Genomic DNA, 25,426 nt, shown 5'->3' with positions numbered 1-25,426 from the left:
TGAATCTGCCTAGGGATCAGATCCGGGCCGCGATCGCTTTTTCAGGATAGATTCACTGGGTGACGCTCATTAAAAACTTAGGCTGCAACAGCCACTTGAGTGCGCCCTGTCGGGGACGAACTTGCGACCAAAGCTCACAGTCAAACTCAATCCGAGCGATCGCGGCCGTGGGAAAGATCAAAGTGCCTCCTCCCATGAGCAGGCTTGTCAACCTGGACCAGGTGGGCTCGTGTCCCACCACCATCACCCAATCGGGGCCATTGAGCTTGCGAATCACCTGAAGAACTTGCTCTGGCGTCGAATCATAGAACTGGTCGCAGGTTTGCATGGGTAGCGCAATCCCAAGGGCTGCAATGAACTCCTCTGCGGTTGTGCGGGCACGCACTGCCGTAGAGCTGATAATGAGTTCCGGCAGCTGTTCTGCCCTGGCCAGAGTCTGCCCCATAAATTGGGCGGCTTTGATGCCACGGGGAGCTAGGGGGCGATCATGGTCGCGCTGGACATCATCGCTCCAATCTGATTTTCCATGGCGCATCAAGAGGAGATTGAGAGTCATCCGGGAATATTGTGGGTTTTAGGTACAGGATGCAGTAAAGGCATGATGTATGCTCCTAGGCCGAGTCCTGCAATCAGGCCAAACAAAGTGACGACAGGATTATGATAGTCCCACCAGCCCCAAATTTGGGCATAGAGTTCTGCGGGATAGACCAGGCACAAAGCTCCACAGATGACCAATCCTAAGGGACCAGAGCGATGCAGCCAGAAGAACTCTTGCCCCCCCGATCGGGAAACGAGATAGCGCATGATCATCAGGCCCATCAAGGTTCCATAGCAACGCATGCACACCGCCATCAGGTGGGGAGGCCACAGCATCAGGCCCATCTCCGGTTGTGGACAAACCCACTGGCCCATAGTGTAGATAAGGTTGGCGATCTGGGGAAGCAGCGGCAGGCTAGTGGAAGCTAGAAACGGCGCTGCTAAGGGACCGCTTACCAGACCCACCAGCACAAAGTCTGCTAGGTAACTGCGGAGAGGACGCTGGGAAAACCAGGGTAAGGAAGAAGAAGAGTTCATGGGAAAGAGTTCATGGGAAGTTTTTTAGACCGCGAGAAGATCTGTTCGTGACGTTCTCCCGCCGCTAACCTTTGGTACAGCGCGGGCTTCACTGGATCGCTCCAGCGACTACCTGCTTGGTTCGGTCTTGTCTAGGCAAAGCCCCCGACAGAACCCGTCCACAGGCGACTCCATCAGCCGTGAGACCCACGACTGAGTGTCCACGATTACGAATTATAGGTTAGGGAAGAAGATGGACTCCCTAGAAAAGAGCGAAAAGAGTAGGGCGACTCCGTTCCCCTCCGTTGCCTCGGCGTTCATCCCGACACTCACGCTTCGCTTAGAGGCGGCTTTCCGCCGATTAGGCTAACGATTAGATCACACGATTAAATCAAACGATTACGATATCAGCTTAAAACTCAATGCCAGTTAAAACTCAATGCCAGCTTGGGCCTTAATGCCTTGCTCGCGAAACGGATGCTTAACTAATTTCATTTCCGTGACCAGATCGGCGGTTTCTATAAGGGGGGCAGGCGCACCGCGACCGGTGAGAATGACATGACTTCTGTCTGGTTTTTGATCCAGTCCTGCCTGCACCTGATCGGGGGTAAGATAGCCCAGCTTCAGGGCGACATTCACTTCATCGAGTAAGACCAGACGGTAGGCCGAATCTTGAATATACTCCAAAGCCTTGCCCCAAGCGGCCTGAGCCTTGGCAATGTCGCGATCGCGATCCTGGGTTTCCCAGGTGAAGCCTTCGCCCATGGCGTGGAAGACAAGCTGATCAGAGAATTTTTCCAGAATGGCTTTTTCCGCGGGTTCCCAAGCCCCCTTGATAAACTGTACGATCGCCACGCGATGGCCATGCCCCAGCGATCGCATCACCATGCCCAGGGCCGCCGTGGTTTTCCCCTTTCCATTGCCGGTGTGAATAATCACCAGACCCTTTTCCTGGGTCCGTTCAGCCAGGCGCCTGTCCTGAACTTCCTTGCGACGCCGCATTTTTTCCTGATACTGCTCCGGGCTCAGGCCTTCGTATTGCTGGGCGTCGAGGGTATCTGGAGAGGGATCGCCCAAGGGGCTATGCAGTTGGGACATGGCGGGGGGAGTGTGAATAGCCTTTCTATCCTAAAGCTCAAGGGTCTCTCCTTGCTAGCTCAGCTGAAAGGTCGATTCCAGGGCGGAATCTGTACGGCGATCGCCCCTGAGAAATGGACGGAAACCGAACCTGGGCAAACGTTTGAGCTTGTTATAGTCAAAACAGAGAGGACAGGGATTCTACCCCAAAGAAAGCGTCCCTGGCCAGTGTTAAGGAGGTTAACAACTATGGCAATCGTACGTTGGGATCCATTGGGTGAAGTAGAATCACTCCATCGGGAAATGAACCGACTGTTTGACTCCTTTTATCCCACCCGCGATCGCGGTGGGAACGGGTTTGGAATCCTTCCCGCCCTTGAAATGAAGGAAACCGATGAAGCGTTCCAAATTCAGCTGGAGCTACCGGGCTTTGAGGCAAAGGACCTAGATATTCAGGTGACGGATGAGGCTGTGATTGTCAGCGGCGAGCGTAAGCAGGAGTCCGAATCCGAGGAAGAGGGGGTCCATCGCTCTGAGTTTCGTTACGGCAAGTACCATCGGGTCATTCCCTTAACAGCTAAGGTTGTGAATCAAGAGGCCTCGGCGGACTACCAAGATGGCATTTTGAAGCTCACCTTACCCAAGTCAAAGACCGATGAGAAGGTCCACCGTCTCAAACTCAGCTAGACATGTTTTCGGTCTAAATCACAAACTCTGAGCGACGACGTTAGGGAGAGCCATCGGTTTTCCCTAACGTTTTCGAGTTTCTTTCTCTAAATCTATACAGTAGGATGCGGGAAAGCGCCTTGGACTGCAATCCTTTGCGCTCTGCTGGTTCATCCTAAATGCATCGCCCTCATTGCAAAAAGACTATGCCTGTTACTGACTACAAAGACTACTACAACATTCTAGGGGTTAGTAAAACTGCTAGCGAAGGCGAGATTAAAAAAACCTTTCGCAAGCTGGCCCGTCAGTACCACCCTGATTTAAATCCAGGAGACAGTGCGGCTGAGGCACGGTTCAAGGAAATTAACGAAGCCTACGAGGTGCTATCCGATCCGGATAAGCGCAAAAAATACGATCAGTTTGGCCAATATTGGCAGCAGGCGGGGCAGCCAGGCGTTGACATGGGCAACATGGACTTCGACTTTGGCCAGTACGGCAGCTTTGACGAATTTATTAACGAGCTGTTGGGGCGCTTTGGGGGTGGCTTTGGGGGAACGGGCGCCAGCAGTGGCTTTAGCGGCGGCATGCCGGGTGGATTTCGCTACCGAACGACCTCGGCAACACCGGGCGGATTTGGGGGATTTGGTGACTTTGCAGGGGGCGTTCCGGGGCCGTCAGCCGATACAGAATCCACGCTTACCCTTAGCTTTGAAGAGGCGCTGAAGGGTACGGAAAAGCGACTGTTGATTGGTGGCAGTGAAACCGTGAATGTGCGTATTCCTGCTGGAGCCAAGACCGGCAGTCGCATTCGGGTTCGGGGCAAGGGACAGGTGAACCCCCTTACCCAGCAGCGCGGCGATCTCTATCTCAAGGTGACCCTCAAGCCCCACGAGTTCTTTTCCCTGGAGGGCGATTTTCTCATTTGTGATCTGCCCATTACGCCGGACGAAGCAGTTTTGGGAGCAACGGTGGAGGTTCCGACCCCCACTGGCTTGGTCAAAATGAAGATCCCTGCCGGGGTCAAGTCCGGTCAGTCGCTGCGTTTGCGCAACAAAGGCTGGCCTAAGGCTAAGGGAGGACAAGGGGATCAGCTGGTGAAGCTGCAAATTGTCCCGCCTAAAAATCTGAGTGCCCAGGAAAAGGAGTGCTACGAAAAGTTGGCTCAGCTGCGAACCTATAATCCGCGATCGCACATGAAGGCTCCCTAAGCGATCCAGGGTACCGGTCTATCCACTGTCCCGGTCGGGATCAAATTTGCTCCAGATGCGCTATGGTTTGGGTGCATTCTGCAAGGGGCGTCTTCTGCCTTGAAGCCCCTGCAAGCAAGAGTCATAGCCGCTTGGGGAGGAGCCCCGATGATCCAAACCAACTTTAAATCTGTCCTGATGGCCCTCGTGCTGGTGCTGCCCTCAATGGCCCTGACCCGCGTTGCCAAGTCCATTGCGTTGCTCAGTGACGCGCCCAAAGCCGTGGTAGACGAGGCCTGGCAGCTGGTGAACCGGGAATACGTGGATCGCTCCTTTAATGGCCATGATTGGCGGGCGGTTCGCCAAGATTATCTCAGTCGCACCTATACCTCCCAAGGACAGGCCTACCAGGCCGTCAATGAGATGGTCAATCTGCTGGAGGATGAGTACACCCGTTTTTTACCCCCCCAGGCTCTGAATGACTTGGTCAATAATGTTTCCGGTGAGTTTATCGGTGTTGGCGTGACGGTCAGTGTGAACCCCCAAACCCGAGAGTGGATGGTTGTAGAACCGTTTCGGGAATCCCCCGCCGACAACGCTGGCATTAGGCCGAGAGATGTGATTGTGAGTCTCAACGGCACCAAAACCGCCGATATTGATCCCAGAAATGCTGCTCCCTACCTCATTGGCCCTGTGGGTAGCAAACTGACCATGGTGGTTCGGCGTCAGGATCAACAAGAGACCTATACCCTGGTGCGCGAACAGATTAACCTCAATCCTCTGACTTACCAAGCCCGCCCCACTCCGAAGGGGAAAGTGGGCTACATTCGGCTGCCGGTATTTACCACCAAGTCCCCTGCTGCTATGAAAAAGGCCATCACCGATCTTGAGCAGCAGCAGGTTGTGGGCTACATTCTGGATCTGCGCGGTAATCCGGGGGGCGTCCTTGAGTCTGGGATTGCCATCGCTCAGCAGTGGATTCGCCAGGGCCGAATTATGTCGCTGACAACGGTACGGGGAGGCACTGAGGTATACAACGGGAATCAAACCGCGCTGACCCAAAAGCCTCTCCAGGTTTTGGTCGATGAAGAGTCTGCCAGTGCCAGTGAGGTGCTAGCGGGAGCGCTTCAAGATAATCAACGTGCCGTTTTAATTGGAGAAAAAACCTTTGGCAAAGGTGTCGTGCAATCTCTGGAGAAACTGGGAGATGGGGCTGGCATGGTGATTACGGTGGCCAAATACTCGACACCCTCCGGCCAAGATATCCATAAAAAGGGGATTCAGCCTGATGAGGTCATTCCCACGGACGACACAGCACTAGAGCATTTAGAAACCCATCGCTTTGACCAGGACCTGGCCTATCAGCGTGCGCAAGCCAATCTGCTCCGATCGTTGTAAGGGGATGGGTTTCGTTTGCGGTGGTGCCGAAACAGTCTCAGCTGAGGCCATGCCTCACAAGTTCCTCACATTTAAAGCTTATATTAATAACCTGATAAGAGATCGGCAGCGCTGCTTTTAAGCTGCCGGGTAAGATGCCTAAAATTTAAGGCTAGCCTCACCCTTTAAAATTGAATTTAAAAACTAGCCTCCTGCCCAGGAATTGGGTCAGGGGGCTACATTTTTTATCTAGGGTCTCGCCCGAGCGGAGGACACCGGCTGCCGCTGCCCTGGGGGTGGCGCATAACCTAATCGCGGGGGGCTCTCACGGTCAGGGGCCGTGAGGTTATGGTTCTCGCGTTGCCGAAACCCTGCCCCAGGTAAAAAAAAGCAAGGACAACGTCCTTGCCGGGAACCCATTAATGTTAGATTGTGAAAGGAAAATCCAGAAGGATCGGCCTGCACAAAACCTTGTATACGTTAGAACTCTGGCCCAGGAAGCTGCGTGGAATTCCCACATTCCATGCATGGTTAATGCTTTCTTGCTAGTTCCTAATCTCTATAGTAGGCGATGGATGGTTACAAAATTTAATTCATAAAAGTTTATATTTGTAACCTAGACTACGATAATTTTCACTGATGTATTATAGCGACTGCAGCCTAGGCAAAGCCGATATCGGTCCCGCGGTTGCTGTGAACCAGAGCTAGTTTTTCATATTTTCGGGCATGTTCAATTAAATCTGCGGCTTCGGCCTCGCTCACCTCACGGATGGGCTTTGCCGGAATCCCTACCCAGAGCGATCGCGGCGGAACAGACTTTGACACCACGGCTCCAGCCCCAATAATACTGCCTGCCCCAATCCTAACCCCGTTCAAAATAATGGCGCCAATTCCAATTAAGCAGCCAGCTTCGATCTGGGCAGAGTGAATCACGGCGCGGTGTCCCACCGTCACGTAATCGCCCAGGACCGTTGGCAGTCCCACATCGCCATGAACAATTGCGCCGTCCTGAATGTTGGTGTGGGCACCAATGTGAATGGCTTCAATGTCTCCACGCACCACAGCGCTATACCAGATGCTGGCCCCTTCTTGAAGGGTCACCTTTCCCATTACCGTTGCGCTCTCGGCCACAAAGGCGGCTTGGGAGAGATCGGGAGCGGGCCAATAGTCAAACTGAGATCCCTGTAAATTCAAGACAATGTTCCTCGCAAACAAAGGTTAGAGCCATTATGGACTGAACTCGACATCATCCAACCGTCGCCGCCATTGTTCTTTATACTGCTTAGGAACCGATGCCCCGCCTCCGTTCTCTGGTCCAGGAAGGCTGTGGATGGCTAGGGGTAAACCGGTGGGCGATCCTCCTCCCCCATTCTTCACTCTTGTCCAGGGTCAAACCGCTATGCCTCTGCATCACGTTTCTATCCGCACCGCCAACATTTACCGGGCGATCGCCTTCTACGAATTGCTGGGATTCTCGATGGAGGAGCGTTTTACCGCCGACATTACCCTTGCCTGCTGGCTCAGCGGTCCCGGTGGTCGTCTGGAGTTGCTGCAGATTCCCGAACCCCAGGCTCCCGTAGATGCATTTCATAATGAACATTATGTGGGCTACTATCACCTGTCGTTTGACCTCACCGCGCACCTGGAAGCTGACCAACCCTTAGCGGACTGGTTAGACAAATTTATCCCGGCGGTGGTTGCCCAGGGCATTGGCATTACGGTGCTGTTGCGGCCTGAACTGCAAACCATTGGCAATTGCACCTACGAAATTGCCTTTATTACCGACGCCGATGGCTTACCAATTGAGCTGCTGCGGCAATGCCCCCCGAGTCCTTGATCGCTAGCTCTCTAGATCTTGGACATCCTGAACAATCCGCGAGAGATCACGCTTTTCATCAATGGCGGAGCGTCGAGGGGTGCCGCTGATGATGCCTTCAAAATTGTGGAATGAGTCTTTGATGTCGGGGCCGTTGCGGCTAATGGTATATTCTCGAATTCCTTTATCGTGCCAGGATCCGCGCATTTTAAACACGTTGATGGCGCGCGACATCTCTCCGCGAATTTCAACGTACTGCAGCAGAATAATCGTATCGGTAATGGTAGAAATGTGGGACTCTGTAATAGAGCTTGAACCCAGAAAATGATCGGTGGTGTTGGTAAAAAAGCCGGTAATTTCTTCCTGCTTGGCAAAGCCCGTGACCCCAATTACAAATTGACGAAAGGCATTATTGCTGACACCGCGAGCCAGTGCCGAGAGGGAATCAATGGAAATTCGAGCAGGCTTGAACTCCATAATTTCAGATTTGATAATTTGCAAATGATCCTCGAGTCCAGCGGATTCGGGATAGGCGCAAATAATTTTGAGCAGCCCTTTTTGCTCCATCTCCTCTAAATCAATGCCCCAGGAATAGGCATTGCGAGATAGCTGGGCACGAGATTCCTCATAGGCAAATAAAATAGCTCGCTCCCCCTGGCTACAGGCCTCTTCAATAAACTTACTCACCAGCAGCGTTTTACCTGTTCCGGTGGCGCCGGTGGCCAGGATAATGGAGTCTTTGAAGAATCCGCCGCCGCACAGGGTATCGAGGGCAGGCACGCCTGAGGAAACCCGCACATTGGATGACCGTTGGGTTAAGCGCATTGCCCCAAGCGGGAAAATATTGATCCCATCCTCCGTGATGGTAAAGGGGTATTCCCCCTTCATATGGCTGGTGCCGCGCAGCTTTAAAATTTCAATGGTGCGACGGCGGCGCTCTCCTTCCAGGACATTGCGCAAAATCACCACATTATCAGAGACAAATTCCTCGACCCCGAAGCGAGCAATTTGTCCATATTCTTCAATGCGCTCCGTGGTCATAATGGTGGTAACATCCAGGCGTTTGAGGCGAGCCGTCAGGCGAAAAATTTCTCGACGGACCACTGGGGCTGCATCGTACTGCTGAAAGACTGCCGTCACAGAGTCAATGGCCACCCGCTTGGCTTTGTATTTCTGGATGGCGTACTGGATGCGCTCGATGAGTGCTGAGAGATCAAAACTTCCAACAATATCTTGCCCCTCTGGATCGGGGGAGGCGTCCAAGATAAACAGCTTTCCCTGGTCGATAAGGGCATCGAGATCCCAGCCAAAGCTGAGGGCATTTTGCTTAATATCGGTGGGTGATTCCTCAAAGGTGATAAAAATTCCGGGCTCGTCAAAATCAATAATCCCTCGATACAGAAACTGGACTGCCATCAGGGTTTTACCCGTGCCCGAGGTGCCGCTGAGTAGCGTTGTGCGCTTTTTGGGCAGTCCACCGTGACTGATATCGTCAAACCCCTCGATCAGCGTCTGAATTTTGCGAACCGCGACTCGCTCTGGAGAGTTTTTGTGATCTTGATTGTCGTTGTTTAAATCTGCCATTGTTTCACAAACTTCAGTCTTTTATCAGTCTTTTATAAGGGGGTGACCTGAACAGGCGCGGCAAAGGGCCGGGGGCTAGACTTCAAACTCTCCATCAAAGTTAAGTTCTTCGTAGAGCAGGTCAAGACCAATTAAAACACGTTCGCGATCCGACAAATCCCCGATAATTTTACGTACGGGGGGGGGCAGAATCTTGGCCAGGGTCGGGGTAGCCAGAATTTTGTCTTCTTCAGCTAGCTGAGGATTTTTGAGTACATCAATCACTTTCAGGGCGTAAACGCCTTGAAAATCCTTTTCCAGGATATCATTGAGGGTTTTTAAGGCTCTAATGGAATTGGGGGTATTACCAGCAACGTAGAGCTTGAGCACGTAGGTTTTTTGAGGAGAACTCATGGGAATCTACCGTGAAGAGGGGCCGGACTGAGGTAAAGCGCGTTAGGCGGTAAAGCACCTGGGCAGGGGGCCTGGAGAGGCATATTTAATTATCCCCTGCGCTGTTCAGGCGTCTCGGGGAATACAGCGACGATACATTTCGCACAGATGGGCAATGGTATCAATTAAGGTCAGGCGGTAATCTAAAAGCACATCATCGCTGCGTCCTTCTAGCTTGAGCTGTTTGGCAAAGTTATCCATGAGTTCCATATGTAATTCGAGGATCCACGAAACGGAAACATCGGCAAAGAAGGCCTTAGTCACAAACTCATCCAAAAGGGAATTGACCTGATTGCTTTCGTGGAAATAGCTGAGGACGATTTTGCGATAGTCAGCTTTTAACTCAGTAATGAGCGCTTTGCGTGCATCAGGGTCTAGATTGCGCAGGAACTGTTGTGAATCTCGTTTGTAATAAATACCCAGATACCCTAGACGTTCTTTGAGCTTATCGGATAACTTCTGCTGTTGCTGGGCAATTTTTTCTCGCAGGTTGGGGGCTGAAAACCAGGCTTTGAAATTAGACCCATCATCGACGCGAGCCACTGTGGTGAGCCGCAAAAAGTTGGCCGCTGATTGGTAGACTGCGTAGGCCACCTGAGAGAGTTGGGCGGCTGGCAGCTTTATTTCCGCAGGATGATAGAAAAACAGCCTTGGAGGGAGGTTAGAGTCTTGAGATCCGACCAGGGTGTTTTCAGATTCCCCATCGGTAATCAGCAATGCCGGGAGCAGAATATCGTTGGCGCGCAGCAGATCAATCAGTTGGGGCAGCGCCGCTGTGATCTGGATGACCAGGCAGTCGACAAGATGATGCAGACGGATAATCGAGTCGATAAATGCCTCGATCGTTGAGGTGCAGACTAAGTGGTATTGACTTTCCTGGAGCTGCTCATGGAGCTGATCTTGAATCGTGGATCTGGGGTCAAGAAAGGCACAGATTGAGATCTGGGTGTCCACTTCCCCAGCGTTGTCATGATCCATCAAGTCTGTTCATTCCAAAAAGCATTTCTAAATCTTAACATCGTGTTTTGAAAGTCCCTTGCGCTCCGCGGGATGACTTTGGGGAGATCGCCCATGGTCCCAGCAAAGGCGGACCGAATCTTATAGGATAACCCTTGGGTTTCTTCGGGAAAACGGTGCGCAGCGTGAAAAAAGAGAAGGGGAAAACTCGTCGAGATTTAAAGATCTTACTGTTGCAGGTGCGAGAAGATCCAGAAACTCGGGCTGAGGAATTTCAGGAGTTTGTTCTCTACGGCCAGCTTTTGGCGCACCAGATCACGGTGTTGGATGCCTTTGCGACTCCCCATTTTTCCGCGGATCTCCTGGTGGGCTACGATGCTCTGTTTGTGGGTGGTTCGAGCGATGCCTCGGTCCTGAAGCCGGAAATATACCAATTTATCAATCCGGCACTAGCGCTGCTTGCGTACGCAGTGGAATATGCAGTGCCTGTGTTTGCCTCTTGTTTCGGGTTTCAACTGCTGGTGGTTGCGCTAGGGGGAACCGTAATTCGCGATCGCCCCAATATGGAAATGGGGGTGTACCCTTTGTTCCTCACTGGGGCTGCGAAACTAGATCCATTGCTTCAAGATCTTCCCCAGCCCTTTTGGGCTATTTCGGGCCACCAGGAGCGGGCTAGTCTCCTGCCGCCTGGCTTGATCAATCTAGCCTATTCAGAACGCTGCCCTTACCATGCCATTAAGGTGGTGGGTAAGCCGATTTATGGATTTCAGTTTCATCCCGAGGTAAATCCCCAGGATCTCAGATCGCGCCTGGAGCGGTACTGCGATCGCTATTTAGAAAGTGCGGCCCAGACCCAACAAATCCTGGCAACTTTGCGAGAGACTCCAGAAGCCAATCAGCTAATCGGGAAATTTGTTGATCGCATTCTCCTAAGTTCCTAAAGTAAAGGAAGTTCCGCAGGTCCCTCGTGCCGCTACGCTGCCCCGTCCAGCCCACGGGAATTGGTAGAACCAGAACCTACGGGCTTCTTCATCCCATTAGCGCCATAAAATTCATGCCCCACACCGTTACTGCTGACCAAGTTAATCAGATTGTTCAAAATCACCATCATGATCCGTTTGAGCTGCTGGGGCCTCATTTAATTGAGATGGACGGCCAATCTCAATGGGTTGTGCGAGCCTACCTGCCAAATACCGCTTCTGCCGCGGTTATTTGTCCCGAGCAACGCAAAGAATACCCCATGCAGCCTGTCCATCATCCCCATTTTTTTGAATGCTTCATCGAGGGGGATCAGATGCCGAACTATCAGCTGCGTCTGCAATCGGGCAATCACGAAGTGGTGACCTACGACCCCTATGCCTTCAAGTCTCCGTTGATTACGGACTACGACCGCTATTTGTTTGCTGAGGGAAACCACCACCGGATTTACGAAAAGCTGGGGGCCCATCCCACGCAGATGAATGGAGTCAAGGGAACCTATTTTGCGGTTTGGGCACCCAACGCCAGAAATGTCTCCGTTTTGGGCGACTTCAACTACTGGGATGGACGACAGCACCAGATGCGCAAAGGCGAAACGGGGATTTGGGATTTGTTTATTCCTGGGGTTCGGGTGGGCGAACCCTATAAATACGAAATCAAAAACTATGCAGGGCATATCTACGAAAAATCAGACCCCTATGGTTTTCAACAGGAGCCTCGCCCCAAAACGGCCTCCATCGTTGCGGATTTAGAGGCCTACAATTGGTCTGATGCGGAATGGCTGGAGCGTCGTCGTCAGAGAGATCCCCTGACCCAGCCCATTTCGGTTTACGAGGTTCACCTGGGATCCTGGATGCATGGGTCTGCTGATCAGCCCCCCCTGCAGGCCCAGGGAGGGTACGGGAGTGGGGTGACGGTTTCAGAGCTCAAGCCAGAAGCGCGATTTTTGACCTATCGAGAGCTCGCTGACCAATTAATTCCCTATGTGAAGCAGCTGGGATTTACCCACATTGAGCTGCTGCCGGTGGCCGAACATCCCTTTGACGGATCCTGGGGCTATCAGGTGACCGGATATTATGCCAGCACCTCCCGCTATGGTTCCCCGGAGGATCTGATGTATTTTATTGACCAGTGTCATCAACACCAGATTGGGGTGATTGTGGACTGGGTGCCTGGACATTTTCCCAAGGATGGCCATGGTCTGGCCTTTTTTGATGGCAGCCATCTGTACGAACATCAAGATCCGCGTCAGGGTGAACACAAGGAGTGGGGGACGTTGGTCTTTAACTATGGTCGCCATGAGGTGCGAAACTTTTTGGTGGCCAACGTCCTGTTTTGGGCTGACAAGTATCACATTGACGGCATCCGAGTTGATGCGGTGGCCTCTATGCTCTATCTCGACTATAACCGCAAAGAGGGGGAGTGGGTGGCCAACGAGTACGGAGGCAATGAAAACATTGAGGCAGCAGACTTCCTGAGGAATATGAATAATGTTTTATTTAGTCATTTCCCTGGGGTGCTTTCCATTGCAGAGGAGTCCACGGCCTGGCCCATGGTCTCCTGGCCCACCTATGTGGGGGGGTTGGGCTTCAACTTAAAATGGAATATGGGCTGGATGCACGATATGCTGGACTATTTCCACACCGATCCCTGGTTTCGGCAGTACCACCAAAATAACGTCACCTTCAGCATCATGTATGCCTTCACGGAAAACTTCATGCTGGCGCTTTCCCACGATGAGGTGGTGCATGGGAAAAGCCACATGATTGGGAAGATGCCGGGGGATGACTGGCAGAAATTTGCCAACCTCCGCTGTTTGTACAGCTACATGTTTACCCATCCTGGGAAGAAAACACTGTTCATGGGGATGGAATTTGGTCAGTGGAATGAATGGAACGTCTGGGGAGACCTGGACTGGGATTTGCTCCAGTATGATCGCCATCGTCAGCTGAAACAGTTAGTGGGAGATTTAAACCAGCTCTATAGGCAGGAGCGTGCTTTGTTTGCTGAGGATTTTTCAGAGGCTGGATTTGAATGGATTGACTGTAGCGATAATCGCCACAGCGTCATTTCCTTCCTCCGAAAGGTTAAAGACTCCGAGGAATTTCTGCTGGTGGTCTGTAACTTTACCCCCCAGGCCCATAGTCATTATCGAGTAGGCGTCCCTGAGGCGGGGTTCTACACGGAGCTGTTGAATAGCGATGCTGGGAAGTATGGCGGCAGCAACATGGGGAACATGGGAGGGAAATGGTCTGAGGAGTGGTCCTTTCATTTTCGACCTTCCTCCATTGATCTGTGCCTTCCCCCCTTAGCCACGGTGGTGTTTAAGCTAGATCGTGAGAAAACCCAGCAGGTGCTTCAATCGCAGTCTCAGTCGCCTAGCGAGAAGGCCCTACCCTGATGGATCGTCCTATTTTGCCCCCCAATTTTATCCTGGATCCCTGGCTAACCCAGTGGCTCAGGGAGGACCTGGGGCGAGGCGATCGCACGACCCAGGCTCTGTTTTCCCCGGGGGCGTCCCCCCTGGGTGTGGCGGAGGTGCGACTGAAGCAGTCGGGCGTCATTGCGGGGTTGCCGATTGCGCTGCGGGTCTTTGAGCTGCTGGATCCCCAGATCATTGCCGAGAATGTGGTGAGCGAGGGAGGCTACCATAGGGCTGGCGATCGCCTTGCCACCGTCACCGGACCCGTATCTGTGCTGCTGAGCGCGGAGCGGGTTGCTTTGAATCTGCTCATGCGCTTGAGCGGCATTGCCACCTTAACCCAGGCCTACCAGGCTAAAATTGCGGATCTGTCGGCCCAGCTAGTGGATACTCGTAAAACCACGCCTGGGCTGCGAGTTCTGGAAAAATACGCCATCCAGGTGGGGGGCGGCAAAAATCATCGCTTTGGCCTGGATGATGCCCTCATGCTTAAAGATAACCATATCGCAGCTGCTGGGGGCCTTGGACCTGCGATCGCTCAGGTGCGGCAATCTGCCCCCTATCCCCTGAGCTTAGAGGTGGAGACCGAGACCCTGGATCAGGTGCAGGAGGCCGTCAGCCACGGGGCAGATATTATCATGCTGGACAACATGACCCCCGATCTGATGCGGAAGGCGGTGCAGCTCATTCGCATCAGATCGCCCCAAACTAAAATTGAAGCCTCCGGCAACGTGACCTTGGAAAACATTCGCACCGTTGCCCAGACGGGGGTAGATTTCATCTCCACCAGCGCGCCCATTACCCAGGCGACCTGGCTCGATATCAGCCTGAAGTTTCTGGCGCAAGGGCGCTAGTTTAGGGGGCCGATTTTCAATGGGCGACCATTTTGAGGTTTACTAAACATATTGTGTTGCAGGTCTACAGCTATGTCTGACCTTCCGTTTACCCTGGATCAATTGCGTATCCTCAAGGCAATCGCAACCGAGGGTAGCTTTAAGCGTGCGGCGGATAGTCTTTACGTTTCCCAACCCGCCGTGAGCCTTCAGGTTCAGAACTTAGAGCGGCAGCTAGATGTGCCCCTCTTTGATCGGGGCGGACGGCGAGCGCAGCTGACCGAAGCAGGGCATCTCCTCCTGAACTACGGCGATCGCATTTTGGCCCTGTGTCAGGAAACCTGCCGGGCCATTGAAGATCTCCAAAACCTTCAGGGCGGTTCCCTGATAATTGGGGCCAGTCAGACCACCGGCACCTACCTGCTGCCCCAGCTCATTGGCCTTTTCCGACAGAGCTATCCCGATGTTGCCGTGCACCTCCAGGTGCACTCCACCCGGCGGACCTGCTGGAGCGTGGTCAATGGACAGGTTGACATGGCCATTATTGGGGGAGAAGTTCCTCTGGATCTGCAATCGACCCTGGAGGTCAAGCCCTATGCCGAGGATGAAATGGCCCTCATCGTTCCTGTCTTTCACCCCATGGCCCAATCTGGAACCATTCAGTGCGACGATCTCTACAAACTCAAGTTCATTGCCCTCGATGCCCAATCCACCATCCGTAAGGTCATCGATCAAGTTCTAGGCCGCAGCAATATTGACCCCCGATTAATGAAGATTGAGATGGAACTCAACTCCATTGAAGCCATCAAAAATGCCGTCCAAGCGGGACTAGGGGCCGCCTTTTTGTCAATTTTAGCGGTCGAAAAAGATTTAGAGTTCAATGTGTTCAAGCGGGTGACCATTGAAAACGTTGTGGTCAAACGTCCCCTGTCTCTGGTTCTCAACCCCAGCCGCTATCGATCCAAGGCCGCAGAGATGTTTATCAAGGAGGTGTTGCCTCAGGTGTTTCAGCTCAATCACCACCTGCACCCCCTCGTTCAGCTCCACGAGGATAGCAAGTAGCCTCTCCCCAGGTCGGAGACTCAGAGGAATCCTAGACCTAGGGGTCTTGGGGATGGGTATTGCGCTCCCAGAAAATCTGATCGACCCAGCCTTGAATGTGGGGATCGCTTTGGGCTAACTCCAGCCGACGAGCTGCCAAGAGACAATATTCCCGATTTAAATCGAGTCCCAAATACCGACGCTTGAGCTTGTGGGCCACAGCCAAGGTGGTCCCGCTGCCCATAAAGGGGTCAAAGACAAAGTCTCCGGGATTAGAGCTAGCCAGAATCAGTTTGGCCACTAGTTTTTCGCTTTTTTGGGTGGGATGCTCCGTGTTTTCCGGCATGGACCAAAAGGGAACCGTGATGTCGGTCCAGAGGTTAGAGGGATGGGTGTCTCGGAATTTGCCCTGCGGGGTATTGCTCCAGTCCTTAGGCTGGCCATTTTGGAATTTGTAGGGTGCCATGACTCGCCGTCGGATCTTCACATCCTCCACGTTAAAGGTGTAGTCCTGCGAGCAGGTGCAAAACCAGATGTCTTCACTGGCATTTTTCCAATTTCGTTTGGCCCCGCGGCCTTTCTCCCGCTCCCAGGTGATGCGATTGTGAACCAGAAAATGCTGACTGGCGACACTATGGATGGAAACTGAGGTGAACCAATCGCCGCAGATATAAATGGAAGCCGTGGATTTAAGCGTGGGCTTAAGCGTTTTGAGAACCCGGTTGAGCCAGCGTGAGTAGGCCTGAACCTGAACTTTTTTGAAATGCTGGCCTCGAAAGCTCTTATTGAGGTTATAGGGGGGGTCGAGGATGAGGAGATCGACGAATTCTTTGGGGAATCGACCAGCAAGTTTTAAGCTGTCGCCACAAAGAATTCCTTCTGGTGCAACCCGGTAGCATTGTCTGGCCGGATAGTGCTTTACCTGGGGCAGCAAGCGCCTTCTATCCTGCTCCGATAGCATCAAGGTGCGATTCATGGGGGCTAGGGTCTGGCGTGAAGACCATCCCCCCTATGCTAGTCCATTTTGCTCAAGGACTCCGGGAAAGAACTGGCTTGCTGGGAAAAGTAGCCCCGCGCTAACCGCGCTGTACCGTAGGCCGCCTCGGTTTGGGGTGCGGCTAGCACCGGGACACCCAGGGCCTGTTGACGCAGGACTGTCCAGGCTGCATTTTGGGCTCCCCCCCCGGCGGTATAGACTCGCAAGAGTGGATTGGCTCCTAGGGCCTGCAATTTTCCATAGCCCTCAGCTTCAATTCGGGCCATGCTTTGTAGCAATCCCTGAAGGACGGTGACGGGATCGGCCTCAGGCGAGGGCAGACGAGGTTCCAGGTCAGGATCTTGAATGGGAAAGCGCTCCCCAGGCTTCAGGAGTGGGTAGTAGTTTAGGTCCAGGTTTTGTTGGGGGTCAATCTGGAGACTGAGGGTAGTCAGTTCGGTGGGGGTAAAAAAATGGGCCAGAACGGCTCCACCGGTGTTGGAGGCGCCGCCGACCAGCCAGGCCGATCCAAACCAGTGACTGTAGATGCCGGATTCAAACTGATCAATGCGAGTTTGACTGAGCAGCTTGATTACCAGCGTTGAGCCAAGGGAGGTGACGGCCTCTCCTGGACCTTGGGCGGGACTGGCTAGAAAAGCGGCAATACTATCGGTGGTGCCTGCACAAATCTCGGTCTGGGAGGGCAGTCCCAGATGGCGGGCAAGGGTCGCCTGCGGTGGTCCCACAACGGTACCTGGGGTAAGGGCCTGGGGCAGGAGCGATCGCAACGGGGCAATAAAATCATGGTCAAACCAGTTGGGATAGGCGCGCTGGGCGGGGTCATAGCCTAGCTTCAGGCAGTTGTGATAGTCGCTGATTCCCCACCGTCCGTGCAGCTGAGCGGCGATCCAATCGGCTTGATGCAGCAAGAACCGGGCTTGGGGAAAAAGCGGATGGGAACGCCAGGATAAAAGTTTAGCCAGGCTTGAGCTTGGGCTGAGAACTAAATGTCCAGCAGGCGCAATGTTTGCTAAGGGGGCCAAAGAATCGGGGGGACAGCGATCGCTGTACATCAGCGGTTCGGTGAGGGGCGTCCCGGTTTCGTCACAGAGCAGGACCGTGGCGGAGGTGCCGTTGATGGCAATTCGGGCGATCGCAGCTTTGTACCTTGGCGGAATCGCCTGGATCAATTGGAACAGGGTGGTTCGCCATCGCTGGGCTGGGCCAGAAGCCATGGGCGAGGGGAAAGGAATGCTTTGCTGCCAGCAGAGTTGATCCGTTTCGTCAATCACCGCAGATCTGGCTCCAGAGGTGCCAAAATCAATCCCGAGATAGTACATGCACCTGATCGATGGAGAAAACTTTTGGACTCAATAATTGGACTCAATAATTGGACTCAATAAACAGACCTATCAAAGGGAAAGCGGGTTGAATCCCTCGGGAAAAATCGTTTGGGAGAGATCATAATCGGCCTGGGCAAAGTTCGTCCCCTCTAAATTGGCGTTCCGGAAATTGGTGCCGATGATCAAGCTGCCTCGCAGGTCGGCCTGACTGAGATCGGCCCCTTGCAAGATCGCAAAGCTCAGATCCGCGCCCCGCAGGTTGGCCCCCTGCAGGTTAGCCTGGGAGAGGTCTGCGTAATTGAAATTTACCCCTTTCAAGTTTTGTCCTGCGAGCTGCGCCTGGGACAAGTCGACTTCGGAAAAGTCTCGCTGACCGGATTGGTAGGCTTGGAGAAACTCCTCCACTGTCATGGGTTGCCGATGGGTATACATTGCTTCAGTTCCGACTGGGTAGGGTGACCTGACGGCGATCGCCAGATGTGATCCCAGCCCTGATTTTAGCGAACTCGGTTCCCCCTCTATCCTCCCAGTCCTGAATTTTTGATAAGCCTTGATAAACAATGGGGCAATTGTCAAAGTCCGCGCTGTGCCGAAAGGAAGAATCGGTTTGCCCCAGAAATGGTTAGGGTGGGGGAAATTTTCTGTCCTAAGCGGCCTATGACTGTACAAGATATCTTTGACGCCCAAGCCGATAACCTGGAATACTTTTTTGACAAACCGGGCAGCGCCCCCGGAACGCTGAGAATCAGAGAAAATGCGGCTCCATCCCAGATTTACCTCACCGATTACACCCCAGAGCGCTCCACGCGACATACCCTACAGGTGCCAGAAGACTGTCGGCCTTTTCTAGAAAGTGAGTCTGTCTCCTGGATTGATGTCCAGGGATTGGGCAGCGAAACTACCCTCAAAAGCATTGGCGAAGTCTTTGATCTGCATCCCCTCGTGCTTGAGGATGTCGTGAACGTCCCCCAGCGTCCTAAGGTCGAAGACTACGAAGATCAGCTGTTAATTGTGACGCGGATGGTTACCCTGCGTCCCCAGCAGGAAGACTATGTGATCGAACAGGTGAGCTTCATCCTGGAACCGCGATCGCTGCTGACGGTGCAGGAATATGCGGAACATGACTGCTTTAATGCTGTCAGAATGCGGATTCGCCGCAACAAAGGCGTGATCCGTCGAATGGGAACGGATTACTTGGCCTACGCGCTTTTGGATGCCATTATCGATGGATACTTTCCTGTGCTTGAGCAGTTTGGTGAGCGCATTGAAGCCCTAGAGGAGGAAGTGGTCGACCGCCCCACCCCCCAAACCCTGGCCAAAATCCACCAGATGAAGCGGGAACTTTTGGTGCTGCGGCGCACCATTTGGCCCCAGCGCGATGCCCTGACCCTGCTGTTTCGAGATGGCACCGATTTTATTAGCGATGAGGCCCAGATTTATTTTCGCGACTGCTACGACCACACGATTCAGCTTCTGGATATGGTGGAAACCTATCGGGATCTAACCTCTAGTTTGATGGAGGTGTACCTGTCGTCGGTGAACAACAAAATGAATGAGGTGATGAAAACCTTGACCGTAATCTCCACCATTTTCATTCCTTTGAGCTTCATTGCAGGGGTCTATGGCATGAACTTTAATTCCCAGGTCTCGCCGCTGAATATGCCGGAACTGAACTGGTATTGGGGGTACCCTGCCGTCTGGGTCCTCATGATTACCATCGCCGCTGGTTTGGTATTTTTCTTCTGGCGACGCGGCTGGTTCCACGAATTTACCCATGCTTTGCCCTCTGCAGTGTCCAGGGAAACCAGTCAGGAAACTAGGCCTAGGATTTTCCGGTCAAGAAAGCAATAATCTTGTATGGTTGAAATCAATTGAGATTGGAGTGAGGATTTAAGTCTAGTGCGCGTACTCCTGATTTATCCAGAGTTTCCTCAAAGTTTTTGGTCCTTCGAGCAGGCCCTGCAGCTGGTGGATCGTAAAGCGCTCCTTCCTCCCCTTGGTTTGATCACCGTTGCTGCAATTTTGCCCCAGGATTGGGAATTTAAATTGGTCGATCGCAACGTGAGGGCGGTTTCCGAGGCGGAGTGGGACTGGGCGGAACTGGTAATTGTTTCGGCGATGATTGTGCAAAGTGCCGACTTCAAGGCTCAGGTTCAAGAGGCCAAACGGCGTCAGATTCCCGTTGCGGTGGGGGGGCCCTATCCCACCTCCTTGCCGGAGGAGGCAGAGGCGTCTGGGGCCGACTACTTGGTGCTGGACGAGGGCGAGGTCACCTTGCCTCTCTTTTTAGAGGCGCTGGCGCGGGGTGACGCCTCTGGTCTGTTTCGCTCGGCGGAAAAACCCGATGTGACGCTGACGCCGATTCCTCGCTACGACCTGCTGGAGATGGATGCCTACGATAATATGTCAGTGCAGTTTTCGCGGGGCTGCCCGTTTCAGTGTGAGTTTTGCGACATTATTGTGCTCTATGGGCGTAAGCCCCGCACAAAAACGCCGGAGCAGTTGTTAGGCGAACTTCAGCGTCTCTACGATTTGGGGTGGCGTCGCAGTATTTTTCTGGTCGACGATAACTTCATTGGCAATAAGCGCAATGTGAAGTTAATGCTCCGGGCACTGAAGCCCTGGATGGAGGAACATCAGTATCCGTTTCATTTCAATACGGAAGCCTCCGTGGATCTCGCCGCCGATTCAGAGCTGATGGACTTGATGGTGGGTTGTAACTTCAACGCGGTCTTCCTCGGCATTGAAACCCCAGATACCAGCAGCTTAGACCTCACTCAAAAATTTCAAAACACGCGCACCTCTCTAGATGACTCTGTGGCCAAGATTATGAGCTACGGGCTGCGGGTGACCGCAGGGTTTATCATTGGCTTTGACAACGAGAAGGCCGGTGCGGGCGATCGCATTATTCGCTTTGTGGAGGACAACAACATTACGCTGGCCATGTTCAGTATGCTTCAGGCACTGCCCAATACGGCGCTCTGGGCTAGGCTGGAGAAAGAGGGACGCATTGTGGCCGGCAATGCCAACATTAATCAAACCACCCTGATGAATTTCATTCCCACCCGTCCGGTGGAAACGATTGCCCAGGAATATGTGCGCGCCTTTTGGGAACTCTACGACCCGCTGAACTATTTAGATCGCACCTATCGACAGTTTCTGGCAATGGGAGAGCCACGCCATCGCTCCGAGTTGCGTCGGCCTAACTGGTCGACCCTGCGCGCCCTGGTCATCGTCTGCTGGAGACAGGGGATCGTGCGAAAGACGCGCTGGAAATTCTGGCTTTATTTGGCCCATATCTTCCGGCGAAAACCGGGACATTGGCAGCATTACCTCTCCATTTGCGCGCTGGGTGAGCACTTTTTGGAATATCGCCAGCAGGTGCGATCGCAAATTCAGTCCCAGTTGGAGACCTACCTGCAGCGTCAGTCCCCGGTGAATCCGGCAGAGGCAGCCGTCCCAGCGATCCTGGAGAAAAAAACGGCCTAGGCGCCAGATCTAGCCTGAATCTGGTATCTCTTGCACTGGCCCATCTCCTTAATCGAACTGCCGCACCAGGTCCGCCGCCGCTAACCCTGACAGGTATGCCTGTTCTAACTGAAGTGACGGATCTGGATCTGGGGTCAGGCTAAAGGCATCTCCCGCTAGGATCAAAGGCCCAGGACAGGGCAGGGCGATCGCCCGTTGGCCCACGACTGTCTTGGGGTGGCTATATTTCCAGCGATGGTAGCGTGTTGCCAGAACTGACCCCGCTATCCAGGGTTGGGCCGCCTGGATCAATTGGCTCACCACAGTTTCGGGGGCGCTGTCCCAGTGATCCTGACTAAACTCAGGAGTGGCGTGGATCGTCAAAGCTGGGGTGGAGACAGAAATGCCCTTTTGCTGATTGCAAGCAATCCATTGCAGTGGAGAATCTCGCACAAAGAGTCCTCCCGGTGGCGGAATCAGGCTGGGCTGGTCAAGCAGGGCCATTACGGTCAGGCAGGCATCGTAGGTTACTGCCGCGAGCTGAGTCTGGACCTCAGGCGCGATGGGAATAGAGGAAGTCCTCAACAGATCTAGGGTCTGGGGTAAGGGCGGAGTGATCGCCAGGCAATCTGCCTGAAAGCTCGCCCCGCTGCTTGCCTGGATTTGCCAGCTCTCTGATTGCCAGTGGATCTGATCAACACGAGTTTGTTGATACAGCGTGAGATCCTGGGCCAGGGCCAGAGCGAGCCATCGCTGATGGGGAACCCCGCGATAGCAAGGCGTTGAAAATGATCGCTGCTGACCCTGACTATCAAGGAACGCAGATCCCCACACCGCGACGGCTTGCTGTTCCTCCATGGTCTGCACCCACCGTTGGAACTGAGGGTGGGTGGCGCGAAAAAATTGTGCGCCATAGTCGCACTGCCCTGCCGTTCCGGCTGGATGCGTTAAGGGACGAGAGGCCAAGCGTCCGCCAGGTCCAAAGCCCTTGTCCAGGACCTGCACGCACCAAGGGCTGGGCTTCAATTGCTTGGCAAGGGTTAAACCCGTCAGTCCACTTCCAATAATGATGCAGCGTTTTGACATCTGGTCTCCACAAGGGGGGTGCCCTCCTATGCCGTGGTCGCCCTGGGCTGGATTCCCCTAGGCCAGAGTAAAAAAAGCCGCAGCGTCTTGCGCTGCGGCGAAATGCACACAGGAGATAATGAATAGAATTTCAGGCTATTCGGCGATCGCAGAACTTGCGTAGGCGTCGGAAACGATGAAGCCTGGCTCTCGCGTCATACCCTCAATTTTTTCACCGGTGATAGTTTCGGCAAGTTGATCAAAGGACTTTGAGTTCCAATTGCGCTCATGGATTGGCTTGGTCATTTCACCGCGAAAATAAGCCTGGGATCCAAGGGTGATGGCGGCAACAAAACCCGCGACGACAACGGCAATTAACAAGGTTGTGGCAAACATATCCTGCCTCCTAATGATTCATCTGAGACCTGCAATGAACATCTGCCAAGAACTACAAAGACTGAAGAAGAATCAATCCTAAAGGTCAGTGGCCGACTTGAACGTTGCTTGATGTAAATTAATGTAACATCGTGTTAAGAAAAATGCAAGTAGGTTGATATATTATTTTTTGTGTGCTATGGGCTTTTGGGTGGTGGAGCCTCGAATCCAGGCACGGTTGACTGGGTTGAGATTCGCTCAATCCCATCCAGGGAAACCGCGTGGGCCAAGGCCCGAACCGTCTGTTTCAGGACTGGATGTTGAAAATCGGGATAGATGTCCAGTAGTGGCTGCAGCACAAAGGCCCGATCCTGGAGATGGGGATGGGGAACGCTGATCTGCGGGGTTTGAATGATTTGATGGCCAAAGAACAATAAATCGAGATCCAGAGTTCTCGGTCCCCAATGCTGTTGCCGAACGCGCCCGTAGTGATGTTCTACCTGGTGCAAAATTGAGAGGAGATTTAAGGCTGGGCAGCAGCAGCGCAAAAGGATGCAGCCGTTAATGTAGTCAGGCTGCGGAGGCCCAAGGGCCGGAGTGCGATACCAGTGAGATTGGGCCAGCACCCATAGGTGGGCGTGATTATTCAGGGTGGCGATCGCGCCCTGCAAGATGTTGAGAGAATCTCCAAGATTACTGCCCAGTCCAACGGCGGCAATCAGGCCCGGGGGCGTTGGAGAGTGAGGTTGCATGGTCAAGGGCTGACGAGGAATATAAGAGAGGTCTGTAGAGCTGATATGCTAGACAAGCTGGACAGTCAACCTGATTTTATCTTTTCAATGGATGAGAGCTAGATCGGTTGAGTTGCCCGGCAGTTGACCCTCATGGCTTCGCCCGCGATACCGAGTTCGACTCTAGACCTGTGGAGTTACAAAACATTTTTCAAGTTCCTAATCCCGTGATTGGCGTGGTGCACCTGCAGCCCCTGCCTGCTTCGCCCCGCTGGAGCGGGTCTTTAAAGGCAGTGATTGACCGTGCGGAGCAGGAGGCTACAGCCCTTGCCGCTGGCGGCGTCAATGCTATTCTGATTGAGAATTTTTTCGATGCGCCCTTTTGTAAGGATCGGGTGGATCCTGCCGTGGTGAGCGCCATGAGTTTGGTGGCCCAACGGATTAAGGGACTAGTGCCCTTGCCCATGGGAATTAACGTGCTGCGCAACGATGCTAAAAGCGCCCTGGCGATCGCGGCCAACGTGGATGCTCAGTTTATTCGCGTGAACGTGTTAACGGGGGTCATGGCTACTGATCAGGGCATTATTGAGGGCTGCGCCCATGATTTGCTCCGCTACCGGCAGCAGTTGGGCTGTGACGTGAAGATTTTTGCGGATGTCCTGGTGAAGCATGCCCGTCCTCTGGGTACCCCTAATCTGACCACTGCGGTTCAAGAGACCATTGAGCGAGGTTTGGCAGATGCGGTGATTTTGTCGGGCTGGGGGACCGGTAGTCCTCCCACCACAGAGGATTTAGAGTTGGCCTCGAAGGCGGCGGCAGGGGTGCCGGTTTTGATTGGCAGTGGAGCAGACTGGGAAAATATTCCTCACCTCATGGCTGCTGCGGATGGGGTGATTGTTTCAAGCTCCCTAAAGCGGAATGGACAAATTTCCCAGCCCATTGATCCCATTCGAGTGAGTCGATTTGTGGAAGCGATGCGGCGATCGACCTTTCGGCAAGGTACGGAGTCTAGTCGGATGTCAGTGTCTGTGCTTAAGGAAAGTGGCTGAAGATCAGGAGCTTTTAATCAGAGGCTTTTAATCTTGGATTAAGCAATTTCCAGGGGCGATCGCTCTATAGTCGTAGTCAATCGCTATTCCAGTTGTAGGAACACTTGTTGATGACTTCCTGCCCTCTCCGGCTTTTCCGGTGGCGCTCCCCCCCCTCCTCTGCACGCTTCACCTCAATGGCGTTTCTGTTGCCCCTGTGCTGGATCGCCTCCTCCTGTGGGCGATCGCCCCAATCCCCGGCCGCGGAGCAACCGCAAACCTTAACTCTGACCGGTTCCAGCACAGGGGCGCCGCTGGTGGCCGAAATTGGCAAGCAGTATGAAGCGCAGCATCCCCAGGTGCGGGTGGATGTTCAGACCGGAGGATCCTCTCGCGGGATTGCCGATGTTCGTTCGGGGGTGGCCGATATTGGGCTGGTTTCCCGTGATCTGACGGAGGCCGAAACGGACTTAGCATCCTTTGCGGTGGCTCGAGATGGAATTGGACTCATTGTGCACAGCCGCAACCCGGTCAAGACCTTGAGCGATCAGCAGATTCGAGAGATTTTTCGTCGGCAAATCACCAATTGGCGTCAACTTGGCGGCCAAGATGCCCCGATTACCGTGGTCAATAAGGCGCAAGGCCGTTCAACCCTGGAGCTCTTTGAGAGCTATTTTCAGTTTGGACCCAAGGATATTAAGGCCGATGTTGTCATTGGCGATAATCAACAGGGGCTGAAAACTGTGGCGGCCAATCCCCATGCCATCGGCTATGTTTCCATTGGGGCAGCCACCGTGGAAATTGATCGCGGAGAACCCATCAAACTCTTGCCCCTAGAGGGGGTTCCTGCGACCTTGCAAACGGTGCAAGATGGAAGTTTTCCCCTGTCCCGCACCCTCAACTTGGTGACGAAGGGCACGCCTACGCCGCAGGCGCGGGAATTTATCGAATTTGCGACCTCTCCCCCGATGGCGGCGACGGTGAAACGTCAGTTTTTTGTCCCGCCGGAGTCTTAGG

General features: G+C 53.5%; 25 protein-coding genes. 12 read left to right on the top strand and 13 right to left on the bottom strand.

Annotation, left to right across the window (positions count from 1 at the left end):
- Positions 1-52: 52 nt before the first annotated feature.
- The 3 genes from QQ91_RS11105 to cobO form a co-directional block, all read right to left on the bottom strand.
- Entirely contained in the window at positions 53-556 is a 504-nt protein-coding gene (locus QQ91_RS11105; protein ID WP_166275065.1) for a SixA phosphatase family protein, read from the bottom strand.
- Positions 553-1,074, bottom strand: coding sequence for a DUF2085 domain-containing protein (locus QQ91_RS11100; RefSeq protein WP_166275063.1), 522 nt, complete (start codon positions 1,072-1,074; stop codon positions 553-555). The genes QQ91_RS11105 and QQ91_RS11100 overlap by 4 nt, the downstream gene beginning before the upstream one ends.
- A gap of 408 nt (positions 1,075-1,482) precedes the next feature.
- On the bottom strand, positions 1,483-2,151 hold the full coding sequence (gene cobO / locus QQ91_RS11095; RefSeq protein ID WP_166275061.1) for a cob(I)yrinic acid a,c-diamide adenosyltransferase: 669 nt from the start codon (positions 2,149-2,151) through the stop codon (positions 1,483-1,485).
- A 228-nt stretch (positions 2,152-2,379) separates the two neighbouring features.
- Between cobO and QQ91_RS11090 the strand changes: the two genes are divergently transcribed.
- The 3 genes from QQ91_RS11090 to QQ91_RS11080 all read left to right on the top strand — a co-directional run bounded on the left by QQ91_RS11090 (position 2,380) and on the right by QQ91_RS11080 (position 5,381).
- On the top strand, positions 2,380-2,817 hold the full coding sequence (locus QQ91_RS11090) for an Hsp20/alpha crystallin family protein (protein ID WP_166275059.1): 438 nt from the start codon (positions 2,380-2,382) through the stop codon (positions 2,815-2,817).
- A 185-nt stretch (positions 2,818-3,002) separates the two neighbouring features.
- Positions 3,003-4,004, top strand: coding sequence for a DnaJ C-terminal domain-containing protein (locus tag QQ91_RS11085; RefSeq protein ID WP_166275057.1), 1,002 nt, complete (start codon positions 3,003-3,005; stop codon positions 4,002-4,004).
- A gap of 147 nt (positions 4,005-4,151) precedes the next feature.
- Positions 4,152-5,381: a S41 family peptidase gene (locus QQ91_RS11080; RefSeq protein WP_166275055.1), complete on the top strand. Its 1,230-nt coding sequence runs from the start codon at positions 4,152-4,154 to the stop codon at positions 5,379-5,381.
- A gap of 639 nt (positions 5,382-6,020) precedes the next feature.
- Here QQ91_RS11080 and QQ91_RS11075 read toward each other — a convergent pair.
- Positions 6,021-6,554, bottom strand: a complete 534-nt coding sequence (locus QQ91_RS11075; protein ID WP_236095872.1) for a gamma carbonic anhydrase family protein — start codon at positions 6,552-6,554, stop codon at positions 6,021-6,023.
- 211 nt (positions 6,555-6,765) lie between these two features.
- Between QQ91_RS11075 and QQ91_RS11070 the strand changes: the two genes are divergently transcribed.
- The gene (locus tag QQ91_RS11070) at positions 6,766-7,197 is read left to right on the top strand and encodes a VOC family protein (protein WP_166275312.1); all 432 of its coding nucleotides are present in this window, start codon (positions 6,766-6,768) and stop codon (positions 7,195-7,197) included.
- Between the two features lie 3 nt (positions 7,198-7,200).
- Here the strand turns inward: QQ91_RS11070 and kaiC are convergent, their stop codons facing one another.
- The 3 genes from kaiC to QQ91_RS11055 all read right to left on the bottom strand — a co-directional run bounded on the left by kaiC (position 7,201) and on the right by QQ91_RS11055 (position 10,170).
- On the bottom strand, positions 7,201-8,760 hold the full coding sequence (kaiC, locus tag QQ91_RS11065; RefSeq protein ID WP_166275053.1) for a circadian clock protein KaiC: 1,560 nt from the start codon (positions 8,758-8,760) through the stop codon (positions 7,201-7,203).
- A gap of 75 nt (positions 8,761-8,835) precedes the next feature.
- Complete coding sequence (gene kaiB / locus QQ91_RS11060) at positions 8,836-9,153, bottom strand: circadian clock protein KaiB (RefSeq protein ID WP_166275051.1); 318 nt, start codon at positions 9,151-9,153, stop codon at positions 8,836-8,838.
- 105 nt (positions 9,154-9,258) lie between these two features.
- Positions 9,259-10,170: a circadian clock protein KaiA gene (locus QQ91_RS11055; protein WP_166275049.1), complete on the bottom strand. Its 912-nt coding sequence runs from the start codon at positions 10,168-10,170 to the stop codon at positions 9,259-9,261.
- A gap of 164 nt (positions 10,171-10,334) precedes the next feature.
- Between QQ91_RS11055 and QQ91_RS11050 the strand changes: the two genes are divergently transcribed.
- From QQ91_RS11050 to QQ91_RS11035, 4 genes are all read left to right on the top strand, one after another.
- Positions 10,335-11,090 (top strand): type 1 glutamine amidotransferase, encoded by a 756-nt coding sequence (locus QQ91_RS11050; protein WP_166275310.1) that lies wholly within the window; start codon positions 10,335-10,337, stop codon positions 11,088-11,090.
- A gap of 113 nt (positions 11,091-11,203) precedes the next feature.
- Positions 11,204-13,528, top strand: a complete 2,325-nt coding sequence (glgB, locus tag QQ91_RS11045; protein ID WP_166275047.1) for a 1,4-alpha-glucan branching protein GlgB — start codon at positions 11,204-11,206, stop codon at positions 13,526-13,528.
- On the top strand, positions 13,528-14,403 hold the full coding sequence (gene nadC / locus QQ91_RS11040) for a carboxylating nicotinate-nucleotide diphosphorylase (RefSeq protein ID WP_166275045.1): 876 nt from the start codon (positions 13,528-13,530) through the stop codon (positions 14,401-14,403). The genes glgB and nadC overlap by 1 nt, the downstream gene beginning before the upstream one ends.
- 72 nt (positions 14,404-14,475) lie before the next feature.
- Entirely contained in the window at positions 14,476-15,444 is a 969-nt protein-coding gene (locus tag QQ91_RS11035; RefSeq protein WP_166275043.1) for a LysR family transcriptional regulator, read from the top strand.
- A 37-nt stretch (positions 15,445-15,481) separates the two neighbouring features.
- On the opposite strand, the gene QQ91_RS11030 is transcribed toward QQ91_RS11035, so the two are convergent.
- The 3 genes from QQ91_RS11030 to QQ91_RS11020 all read right to left on the bottom strand — a co-directional run bounded on the left by QQ91_RS11030 (position 15,482) and on the right by QQ91_RS11020 (position 18,174).
- The gene (locus tag QQ91_RS11030; RefSeq protein ID WP_166275042.1) at positions 15,482-16,399 is read right to left on the bottom strand and encodes a DNA-methyltransferase; all 918 of its coding nucleotides are present in this window, start codon (positions 16,397-16,399) and stop codon (positions 15,482-15,484) included.
- A gap of 38 nt (positions 16,400-16,437) precedes the next feature.
- The gene (locus QQ91_RS11025) at positions 16,438-17,739 is read right to left on the bottom strand and encodes an FGGY-family carbohydrate kinase (RefSeq protein WP_166275040.1); all 1,302 of its coding nucleotides are present in this window, start codon (positions 17,737-17,739) and stop codon (positions 16,438-16,440) included.
- Between the two features lie 72 nt (positions 17,740-17,811).
- The gene (locus QQ91_RS11020) at positions 17,812-18,174 is read right to left on the bottom strand and encodes an Alr5209 family pentapeptide repeat protein (RefSeq protein ID WP_166275038.1); all 363 of its coding nucleotides are present in this window, start codon (positions 18,172-18,174) and stop codon (positions 17,812-17,814) included.
- A gap of 225 nt (positions 18,175-18,399) precedes the next feature.
- Between QQ91_RS11020 and corA the strand changes: the two genes are divergently transcribed.
- Together corA and QQ91_RS11010 are read left to right on the top strand one after the other, a co-directional pair.
- A complete protein-coding gene (gene corA / locus QQ91_RS11015) occupies positions 18,400-19,593 on the top strand; it encodes a magnesium/cobalt transporter CorA (RefSeq protein WP_166275036.1) in 1,194 nt (397 codons plus the stop codon).
- Positions 19,594-19,641: 48 nt separating this feature from the next.
- Positions 19,642-21,231, top strand: a complete 1,590-nt coding sequence (locus QQ91_RS11010; RefSeq protein WP_166275034.1) for a B12-binding domain-containing radical SAM protein — start codon at positions 19,642-19,644, stop codon at positions 21,229-21,231.
- 48 nt (positions 21,232-21,279) lie between these two features.
- On the opposite strand, the gene QQ91_RS11005 is transcribed toward QQ91_RS11010, so the two are convergent.
- From QQ91_RS11005 to folK, 3 genes are all read right to left on the bottom strand, one after another.
- Positions 21,280-22,296, bottom strand: coding sequence for an NAD(P)/FAD-dependent oxidoreductase (locus QQ91_RS11005; protein ID WP_166275032.1), 1,017 nt, complete (start codon positions 22,294-22,296; stop codon positions 21,280-21,282).
- Between the two features lie 135 nt (positions 22,297-22,431).
- Positions 22,432-22,671, bottom strand: a complete 240-nt coding sequence (locus QQ91_RS11000; RefSeq protein ID WP_166275030.1) for a photosystem II protein, Psb35-related — start codon at positions 22,669-22,671, stop codon at positions 22,432-22,434.
- A 176-nt stretch (positions 22,672-22,847) separates the two neighbouring features.
- Complete coding sequence (gene folK, locus QQ91_RS10995; protein WP_166275028.1) at positions 22,848-23,402, bottom strand: 2-amino-4-hydroxy-6-hydroxymethyldihydropteridine diphosphokinase; 555 nt, start codon at positions 23,400-23,402, stop codon at positions 22,848-22,850.
- Between the two features lie 170 nt (positions 23,403-23,572).
- On the opposite strand from folK, the gene btpA reads away from it, so the two are divergent.
- Both btpA and QQ91_RS10985 read left to right on the top strand, forming a co-directional pair.
- A complete protein-coding gene (gene btpA / locus QQ91_RS10990; protein ID WP_166275026.1) occupies positions 23,573-24,430 on the top strand; it encodes a photosystem I biogenesis protein BtpA in 858 nt (285 codons plus the stop codon).
- A 110-nt stretch (positions 24,431-24,540) separates the two neighbouring features.
- A complete protein-coding gene (locus tag QQ91_RS10985; RefSeq protein WP_236095871.1) occupies positions 24,541-25,425 on the top strand; it encodes a phosphate ABC transporter substrate-binding protein in 885 nt (294 codons plus the stop codon).
- Position 25,426 lies beyond the last annotated feature (1 nt).

Source organism: Lyngbya confervoides BDU141951, assembly GCF_000817775.3.
Classification (GTDB): Bacteria; Cyanobacteriota; Cyanobacteriia; order Thermosynechococcales; family Thermosynechococcaceae; genus Lyngbya; species Lyngbya confervoides.
The sequence above is the reverse complement of the archived record's forward strand: the minus strand, read 5'-3'. Positions and strand labels throughout refer to the sequence as shown.